We start from the raw sequence: 8,393 nt of genomic DNA, 5'->3' as shown, positions 1-8,393 counted from the left end.
CGCACCAACATCGTTTTCTACAGCGACGTGCGGGTGGACGATCGATACCGCATCGGACCTGTCAACGGCGGTTGGGGGGTGTTGCGGGGTGCGCTCGACGTGGAGCACGGCACCCTCGAAAAAGAGGACGACGGGCTGCAAAGAGTCGCGGTGATGAGCGAGCATCTGACGCTGATGGCCGAGGCGATCGACGCTATCGCCGCGTTGGTTACGAAACGCGATGCCGACGGCCGCCGCATGCTCGACGACACCTCGGTGGCATATCGGTTGGGCCGCAGCGTTGCTCGCACCGAGGCGGCGTTGAGTACCCCGGGGATGTTCGGCCGGGTGGCCAACGCGCAGACCATGCGCGACGTGTCACCGGACCTGATGGACATCCTCGGCACCGCGTCAGCGTTGCCGGTCGACACCGAAGGGGCGGTCGGCGACGGCGGTGCCGAATACATCTTCCGGCTGGCCTCACCCGTCGGTATTTACGGCGGCACCCTGGAGGTGTTCCGCAACATGATCGCCCAGCACGCCCTGGGGCTGGGACGGCCGAACTATTCGCCGCCGAGGTCCTGAGACTCCGGCAATTCGGCGACAACGTCGGCGCGAGCGGCGTCGAAACTGAAGAACCCCTTGATCGGTACGCTCTCCGGTGGCGGGTCCAGGTAACTCCACGCCACATCCTCGATCTCCGTATCGCCCACGACCGCCGACCAATATGTGGCGTACCCCTTGTAGTTGCAGTAGGTCGACGTCTCCGTTTGTCGCAGAAACTCGGTGCGCACGTGCGAGGGATCGACGTAGAGCCTCGGCTCCAGCGCGGTCTCGAAGACGATCACGGTCTCCTCGGTGTCCACCAGCGTGGTGCCGGCCACCTCGACGCGCAGTCGCCGTGTCGTCGGCCGGCAGTCGATGCGGTGATACGGGTTGGGCGGGTAGTGCACCAGGGTGCGTCCCTCCTCGGTCCAGATGTCTACCGCGTCCCATGGCACGTGGACGAACCCTGGTGCCTCCGAGACCGACTCAGTGGGCAGATCGATGACCTCGTCGGCGGGAAATGCGTAGCTGAGCGGGCGATCTGGCCGGTGCACCAGCAACGCATGCTCAGTGTCGATCACCGTGCGCCCGTTTTTCACCGCCCGAACCCGCCGGGGATGTGGCTCGACATAGACCACCCCGGCGGGCACTTTCGGCGAAAACCAACCGGCCGGAGCACTGCTCAGCGGCCCACGCCCGGTGACCATGCTCACGTTTCATCCACCACTTCGGTCACCGATATTGCTCGCAGTATTGCGACATTCCATTATGTTCGCCGAGGCAGTGTCTGGGGGGCGCCGGCGGAAAGCCCGGGTGCTGCAGTGGGCGGTAGGCGCTGGGTGGATAGGGAATTGGTGGACAGGGAAAGGGACGCGCGCCTTCCCGCGGACCCGGGGGCACCCTTGACTGGCCCGACGGGATGCCCGGGAACTCAGTCATGGACCGCACGGTACTCGGGGTACCGAGGACCGACAGGCAAAGCTGCCGGTTCTGGAAACGGAGCCGAACTCGGCCCGGTATCCGTCCGTCGAGCGGGCTCACCGGCGGCAGGAGACCGTTGCTGCGTGCGATACTGGCCGGCGTGGGATCGGTCGTGGTGTCGTGGAACGGCTCCTGTCCCCAACGGCCGGTTCGCGACGCGCTCATCGCACAGCTCGAACCGATCGCGCAGCTGTCGCACAGTTACCTCGATGAGGGGCTTGCGATTTCGGTCTACGACGAACGTGTCCAAGGCCAAGTCGTCGTGCCCGAGGCGGTCGGCGCGCGTTATCCCGGCGCCGTGCTGCTACTCGACGACGACGATCTGGGCTCCTCATCCGGCATCGAGCTGCGGGCCGTTGGTCCTGTTCGTCGCGACATCACGATCGGCGGACCGCTGTATCAGGTGCCCGCTATTGACCTGCATGGGATCGCCTTTCGGCTCTACGATGGGCGTGGACTGTACCCCGACGAAGACATCCTGAGCTTCGTGTTCGCGACGATTCCCGGGTCGGCCGCCGACCCGAACGCAGCTATGGTGCAAGTACTTCGGGCTGACCAGCGCAATCGCGTCAACCGTGCGGCCGCGCGCGAAGCAACCTGCTGCCTTCTGCGGCCCTCGGTTCACCTGCGTTACTACTGCGAGCAATGGATCAACCTGCTACTGGGCACCGTCAAGTACTTCTTCGTTCCCGACTTGCAATGGTGGGCTTACGAAGACTGCCCTGGTTATCCCGCCCTCGAGGCACTGTTCAAGTCCCATGCCGGTGATCCCGCGAACGTGGACATTGCCTTCGAGGCATTAGCAGAAGGATTGCGTGGCGAAGTCGAAACTTGGGGCGACGAATCAGCGACGGTCAAGACGTTCTGGGACCACCTGCGCAAAGAATGATTCACTGGGGAGCGGCAGGTGACAAGGCCGCCGGTCGACGAGAGGACGCCGAGCATGGCCGGACCGATGCAGGGCATCAACGTCGTGGAACTCGGGGTCTGGGTGGCCGGGCCCGCGACGGGCGGCATCCTTGCCGACTGGGGCGCCGACGTCATCAAGATCGAACCCCCGACCGGCGACCCGGCCCGGATGTTCGGCCGCATGCTCGGGCTCGACGTCGACGTCAGCCCGCCGTTCGAGATGGACAACCGGTCCAAGCGCAGCGTCGTCATCGACCTGACAACCGAGGATGGTCGCGGCACTGCGCTCGAGTTGATCTCTGGCGCTGATGTTTTCATCAGCAACGTTCGACCCGGAGCATTGCGTCGCCTCGGCCTCGACTACGAGTCGCTTGCCCCGGACCACCCGCGGCTGGTGTACGGGCTGATCACCGGATACGGCGAGACCGGGCCCGACGCCGATCGGGCCGCTTACGACGTTGCCGCGTTCTGGGCGCGCGGCGGGCTGGCCCATCTTCTGACCCGGCCCGGTGAGACACCGCCGTTCCAGCGCGGCGGGATGGGAGACCACTCCGCCGGGATGACGCTGGCCGCGGCCGTCTGCGCGGCGCTGGTGTCTCGTGACCGCACCGGAACCGGTCAGCTGGTCAGCACGTCGCTCTACCGCCAAGGCGCCTATACCGTCAGCTTCGACTTGAACACCTACCTGATGTCGGGTCAGCCGATCGCGATCGGGCAACGCGAAAAAATGTTCAACCCCTGCATGAACAACTACGCCACCAGCGACGGCCGGCGGTTCTGGATCGTCGGGCTGGAAGTCGACCGGCACTGGCCCCCGCTGTGCCGCGCCGTGAGCAGAGCCGACTGGCTGGATGATCCGCGGTTCGCCGATGGGCGTTCACGCGCCGTCAACGCCGTCGAGCTGATCGGCGAGCTGGATCAGATTTTTGCCACCAAGACCCTCGACGAGTGGGCCGAGGTCTTCGCCGGTGAACCGGATTTCTTCTGGTCGCCGGTCAACACCATCGAAGATGTCATCGCTGACGAGCAGTTTCATGCCGCCGGCGGCATGGTCGACGTGCCATTGGGTGGTCCCGGCGAGGAAGGCACGGTGTCGATGGTCGCGACACCGGCGGATTTCCACGGCACGCCGTGGAAGCCGCGGGCCTGCGCGCCGCAGCTTGGCCAGCACACCGACGTAGTCCTCGCCGAGCTCAAGGCGCGGCGCCAGTCTTGATCCAATCGAAACTTTACAGATTGATGTAAAAGTGTCACGCTGAGTCGACCGGGTCATGGAACGCGATGTGGCGTTCGACTGCTGAAGGGATGCGATGGGAACCTTCGAGGTGGACTTCGAGAATCGGCGGCCACAGGCTCCGCATTGCGGCGGCGGTTCGGTCAAGTATCGACTTGACGTTGTCGCTTCCAGCCCCGCGGATGTGGTGGGCTGCATCGGCGGCTGGCTCTATGACCGAGTGCGGGCCGGCTGGGACGTCAACGTGCTGTTGCCGCAGCGCTGCGACAGTCGTCCGCTGCGGATCCTCGGCATCCAGGTTGCCGACCTTGACTGGCGGATCCTCTCCGAGAGCAAGGAATACGCGGCCCGCGGCTTGGCGGTCAGTGCCGACATGTTCGCCTCCGATGCGCGGATTCGGCAGGAGGTGTTCACCGCGCTGGACCGATGGATGACGGAAGTGACTCTCTGGCACGATGATTGGCCACTTACCATCGGGCATCGGACCGCAACGGTGCAGCATGTGCTCAGCGGTGCCGCACGCGCGTTCAAGCGTCACGCGCTCGCCGCGGCCGGTATCCCGGGCAGGGTCGGTCCGACCGAGACGCTGCGCTCCGACATGAAAGCGTCCTTGCCGGTCGATTCCGAACTGATCCCGGTTGGCTGATGCGCAAGTACTACGGCCACACCCTGCTGTACTTGCACGAGACGATTGCGCTGGGTTCTGGTTCAAGCGATCTCTTCACCGAGGAATTCACCGGCACCTATCAACCGATGATGCACGACTTGGGTGCGCGATTGTTCGCCTTGTGGGAGACCGCGCCCTACAACGGGCATTGGCCGCAGGTGACGATCATTTGGGAGATCGACGCCTTCGCTGACTACGCGCGCATCGGGTCGGCGCAGGCGCGCGGCGGCAGCCACGAGTCGGCCGCCAAGAGATGGTCGGCATTTCTCGCCACGATCGGAGCGTCGGGGGAGGGCCGGATCATGTATGCGGGGCCGAGCAACAAAACGCTCGCCCAGCTGTGCGAGGCCAATTTCAGTGCGTCCCTGGTGATTCAGGAGATCATGCAGACCAAGCCGGGACGACAAGACGACTACATCCGCGAATTGGAACGACTCTACGTTCCGTGGTCGGAGCGCACCGGTAAACATTGGTTGGGTTCGTTCACCACGACCTTTCGCTTCAACGAGGTGATCCACTATTGGGCGCTCGAAGGCGGATGGGATTGCTTCGCCGAGCATTATCCGTCGTGGAAAGACAGCCCCCCGGCTGAGATCGTCACCTGGATGAGTGTCGCCCCGGCTCTGCGTGACGGTTGGGAAGACTCGATCCTGCAAGCACTTCCGCCGTCCCCGCTGCAATGAACGGCTTCAGCTACGACCCGTTCGACCCCGCGGTGATGGCCGACCCGCTGCCGTACTACCGCGTCCTGCGCGAGCACCACCCGGTCTACTACCTTCCGCAATGGGACACCTTCGCATTATCGCGATTCGACGACATCTGGGATGTATTGGCAGTCAACGACGGAACGTTCGTCGCTTCAGAAGGCTCGTTGCCCCCAGCCTCGGTGCTGGCGCACCACAATCAAGGCCCAGTCGCCGATCCGCCATTGCAACCGCTACCGTTCCACGCGAATTTCGACGGGCCGATCTACGACGGCGTGCGTCGCGCGCACAGTCAACCGTTCCGGCCGAAATCGGCCGCGGGGTGGGAAGCCAGGATCCGCGAGTTGGCCAACGAACGGCTCGACGAACTGCTGCCGCGTGGCACGTTCGACCTCACCCAGGAATACGGCGGAATCGTCGCAGCGTCGGTCGTCTGCGAATTGCTCGGCGTTCCCGTTGATTTCGCCCCTGATGTGCTGGCCGCTGTCAATGCGGGAAGTCTTGCCGAACCGGGTAGCGGCGTCGACACCGCAGAGGCCCGGCCCAACTACCTCGAACACCTGATCCCGGCGGTGCGGCGACGACGGGCCGACTCCACCAACGGGCCGTTGCCGGTAGTCGACGGTCTACTCGGCTACCGACTGCCCGACAGCAGAGCACTCGACGACGCCGAAGTCGCCGTGCAGATGCTCTGCGTGTTCATCGGCGGCACCGAGACGGTGCCCAAGGTCGTCGCGCACGGGCTGTGGGAGCTCTTGCGTCACCCCGAGCAACTGGCCGCGGTGCGCGCCGATCCGACCAACAACATCGCGAAAGCGCGCGAGGAGATGATCCGCTACTGCGCGCCGGCGCAGTGGTTCGCGCGAACGGCGCGCAAGCCGTTCACAATTCACGACACCACGATCGAACCGGGCCAGCGGATCATCACCCTGATCGCCTCGGCCAACCGCGACGAACGCGAGTATCGGCAACCCGACGAATTCATCTGGAACCGGGCCCCCGGCCGCTCGTTGGCATTCGGCCGCGGACAACACTTCTGTCTGGGCTACCACCTGGCCCGTCTGGAAGTTTCGATCCTGGTGGCCGAATGGCTGCGGCGCGTGCCGGACTACCGCATCATCGACGAGGCGGCGTCCCGCCCGCCGTCCAGCTTCCAGTGGGGCTGGAGCAAGTTGCCAGTGGAGGTGTGAGATGTGGTCCTACCGGATCATCGCGCCCTATCAGTTCGAGCGGACATCGATCGCCGAGAAGACCCCGGATGCTCTTGCCGACGGCCAGGTGCTGTTGCGGTTTCTGGCGGCCGGAGTGTGCGGCAGCGACATGCCGGCCTTCCGCGGCGTGCGCGGCACGCTGCCCGGTGACGACGGGCGTAGCGGCGTCGAGAAGGACGGCTACCCGATCCATGAAGTCGTCGGCGAAGTGATCGCCAGCCGGCATCGCCAGCATCAGCCCGGTGATCACGTGGTGGGCTGGGCGTCGGCGTTCGACGGTCTGATGGAGCGGATCGTCACCGACGGGGATCAGGTCGCGGCCTACGACCCGACGCTGAGCCCGGCCCAGGCCGTCGGTCTGCAACCGCTGGCCTGCGTGCTCTACGCCATCGGTCAGTTACCAGACCTCAACGGGCTTCATGTCGGCGTCATCGGACAGGGCTCGATCGGGCTGCTGTTCGCGTGTGCGGCCAAGGCGACGGGCGCCCGTCGCGTCACCGGCGTCGACCCGATCAACCGGGCAGAGATCGCAACGAAGTTCGGCGTCGACACGTATGCGCGGACCACCAGCAGCCGGTGGGTCAGTCAACTGGCCCCCGAAGACCGACCGGACGTGGTGATCGAAGCCGTGGGTCATCAGGTGGCGACCCTCAGCCATGCGATCGAAGCCACCGCGCCCGGTGGCACGGTGTTCTACTTCGGCGTCCCCGACGACGACAGCTATCCGATCAGCATGCGCACCATGCTGCGGAATAACCTGACCCTGAAATCAGGTGTGGCACTGGATCGTCCGCGCATGCTGGAACTCGCCAACACATTCGCCGCCGAGCATCCGGGTCTGCTGGCCCAGTATCACACCCACACGTTCGGCATCGACGAGGTGCAGGCCGCCTTCGAACTGGCCACCCGCCCCGTTCCCGACCGCGGGAAAATCGCGATCACCGAGAGCGGTGCATCGTGACTGGAAGTCAACTGCAGCAGGCACTTAGCCGGGGCGAACCGATCTGGGGCGGCTGGATCACCGGGCCCACCGCGATCGGGCCCGAGGAATTCGCCAGAGCGGGCTACGACTATGTCGGCTTCGACGCCCAGCACGGCTACATCGACGACGCCGAAATCGCGAGCATGCTGCGCCGCCTCGAGCACGTGCCGATCGCCACGGCGGTGCGGCTGCCCAACGCCGACGCGGCACCGATCGGGCGGGTGCTCGACGCAGGCGCCGACGCCATCATCGTCGCGATGATCGAATCGGCCGAGCAGGCCGCCGCAGCGGTCGCAGCCACCCGGTACCCGCCGGCCGGCTCGCGCAGCTTCGGGCCGTTGCGGGCCAGCCTGGGCGCCGATACCACGAAGCTGGAATCACGGGTGAGCGTGTTCGCGATGATCGAAACCGCCGCCGCTCTTGCCGATGTCGATGAAATATGTGCTGTCCCTGGGCTTGCCGGTGTGTATGTCGGGCCGGCGGACCTGGCGATCTCGATGGGTGTCGATGTGACCAAGGCCACCGCTGACCCCACGGTGCGCGAGGCAATCGCCGGCATCCACAGCGCCGCATCGGCGGCCGGACTGGTGGCCGCGATCCACGCCGGAAACGCCAAAGCCGGACATGCCATGGCGCGACTGGGTTTTCAGATGCTCACCTTGGAATCGGAATCTCAGGCCCTACGACGCGGCGCCGCCGCGAGCCTCGGCGAGGCGAGAGGCGACCGGTGACTCAACGTGTCGCGCTGGTCACCGGGGCCGCCCGCGGGCAGGGCTGGGCCATCACCCAACGACTGCGCGCCGACGGGTTTTTCGTGGCGGCCTGCGACATCAACGCCGCCGAGCTGCGCGCCACGGTCGAGGGCTTGGGCGATGACGCGGTGATCGGGATCCCGCTGGACGTGACATTGGAGTGGGAGTGGCAGCAGGCGGTGGCGAAGACCGTCGACCGATTCGGATCGGTGACCACCTTGATCAACAACGCGGGTCTGCTGCACCGTGCATCCATTCCCGACGAATCCATCGACGGATTCGAAAGATCTTGGCGGGTAAACTGTTTAGGCGCATTTCTGGGCATCCGCGCCTCGCTGGAGCAGCTGCGGGCCGCCGATGGCGCGGCGATCGTCAACACCTGCAGCACCGGGGCGATCCGGCCGTTTCCGAACCACATCGCCTACGGC

At 65.4% G+C, this 8,393-nt stretch carries 10 protein-coding genes; 9 read left to right on the top strand and 1 reads right to left on the bottom strand.

What is annotated here, in order from left to right; genetic code table 11:
* Window positions 1–564, top strand: a 564-nt coding sequence (locus tag WAN02_RS27155) for an acyl-CoA dehydrogenase family protein (RefSeq protein WP_422268229.1), incomplete at its 5' end; no start/stop codon positions are given.
* Here WAN02_RS27155 and WAN02_RS27150 read toward each other — a convergent pair.
* On the bottom strand, window positions 543–1,238 hold the full coding sequence (locus WAN02_RS27150; RefSeq protein WP_422268227.1) for a DUF427 domain-containing protein: 696 nt from the start codon (window positions 1,236–1,238) through the stop codon (window positions 543–545). The two genes, WAN02_RS27155 and WAN02_RS27150, sit on opposite strands and share 22 nt — an antisense overlap.
* 344 nt (window positions 1,239–1,582) lie before the next feature.
* Here WAN02_RS27150 and WAN02_RS27145 point away from each other — a divergent pair, with 344 nt between their 5' ends.
* The 8 genes from WAN02_RS27145 to WAN02_RS27110 all read left to right on the top strand — a co-directional run.
* Window positions 1,583–2,395, top strand: coding sequence for a hypothetical protein (locus WAN02_RS27145; RefSeq protein ID WP_422268225.1), 813 nt, complete (start codon window positions 1,583–1,585; stop codon window positions 2,393–2,395).
* A 54-nt stretch (window positions 2,396–2,449) separates the two neighbouring features.
* Window positions 2,450–3,631: a CaiB/BaiF CoA transferase family protein gene (locus tag WAN02_RS27140; protein ID WP_422268231.1), complete on the top strand. Its 1,182-nt coding sequence runs from the start codon at window positions 2,450–2,452 to the stop codon at window positions 3,629–3,631.
* Between the two features lie 94 nt (window positions 3,632–3,725).
* Window positions 3,726–4,295 carry a hypothetical protein gene (locus WAN02_RS27135; protein ID WP_422268223.1) on the top strand — a complete coding sequence of 190 codons (570 nt, stop codon included), beginning with the start codon at window positions 3,726–3,728 and terminating at the stop codon, window positions 4,293–4,295.
* Window positions 4,295–4,999, top strand: coding sequence for an NIPSNAP family protein (locus WAN02_RS27130; RefSeq protein WP_422268221.1), 705 nt, complete (start codon window positions 4,295–4,297; stop codon window positions 4,997–4,999). Before WAN02_RS27135 ends, WAN02_RS27130 begins: the two co-directional genes overlap by 1 nt.
* On the top strand, window positions 4,996–6,210 hold the full coding sequence (locus WAN02_RS27125) for a cytochrome P450 (RefSeq protein WP_422268219.1): 1,215 nt from the start codon (window positions 4,996–4,998) through the stop codon (window positions 6,208–6,210). Before WAN02_RS27130 ends, WAN02_RS27125 begins: the two co-directional genes overlap by 4 nt.
* A 1-nt stretch (window position 6,211) precedes the next feature.
* Window positions 6,212–7,192 carry a zinc-binding dehydrogenase gene (locus WAN02_RS27120; protein ID WP_422268217.1) on the top strand — a complete coding sequence of 327 codons (981 nt, stop codon included), beginning with the start codon at window positions 6,212–6,214 and terminating at the stop codon, window positions 7,190–7,192.
* Window positions 7,189–7,944, top strand: a complete 756-nt coding sequence (locus WAN02_RS27115; protein ID WP_422268215.1) for an HpcH/HpaI aldolase family protein — start codon at window positions 7,189–7,191, stop codon at window positions 7,942–7,944. Before WAN02_RS27120 ends, WAN02_RS27115 begins: the two co-directional genes overlap by 4 nt.
* Window positions 7,941–8,393 (top strand): SDR family oxidoreductase (locus tag WAN02_RS27110; RefSeq protein ID WP_422268213.1); only part of this gene is annotated, 453 nt, incomplete at its 3' end. The genes WAN02_RS27115 and WAN02_RS27110, both read left to right, overlap by 4 nt.

This window comes from Mycobacterium sp. (assembly GCF_049281135.1).
Taxonomy (GTDB): Bacteria; Actinomycetota; Actinomycetes; order Mycobacteriales; family Mycobacteriaceae; genus Mycobacterium.
This window is presented reverse-complemented; position numbering and strand designations above follow the sequence as displayed.

What these genes read in the sequence shown, in the direction of transcription:
- WAN02_RS27135 (WP_422268223.1), top strand. Translation starts at nt 3,726, where the DNA reads ATGGGAACCTTCGAGGTGGACTTCGAGAATCGGCGGCCACAGGCTCCG.
- WAN02_RS27140 (WP_422268231.1), top strand. Translation starts at nt 2,450, where the DNA reads ATGGCCGGACCGATGCAGGGCATCAACGTCGTGGAACTCGGGGTCTGG.
- WAN02_RS27125 (WP_422268219.1), top strand. Translation starts at nt 4,996, where the DNA reads ATGAACGGCTTCAGCTACGACCCGTTCGACCCCGCGGTGATGGCCGAC.
- WAN02_RS27130 (WP_422268221.1), top strand. Translation starts at nt 4,295, where the DNA reads ATGCGCAAGTACTACGGCCACACCCTGCTGTACTTGCACGAGACGATT.
- WAN02_RS27120 (WP_422268217.1), top strand. Translation starts at nt 6,212, where the DNA reads ATGTGGTCCTACCGGATCATCGCGCCCTATCAGTTCGAGCGGACATCG.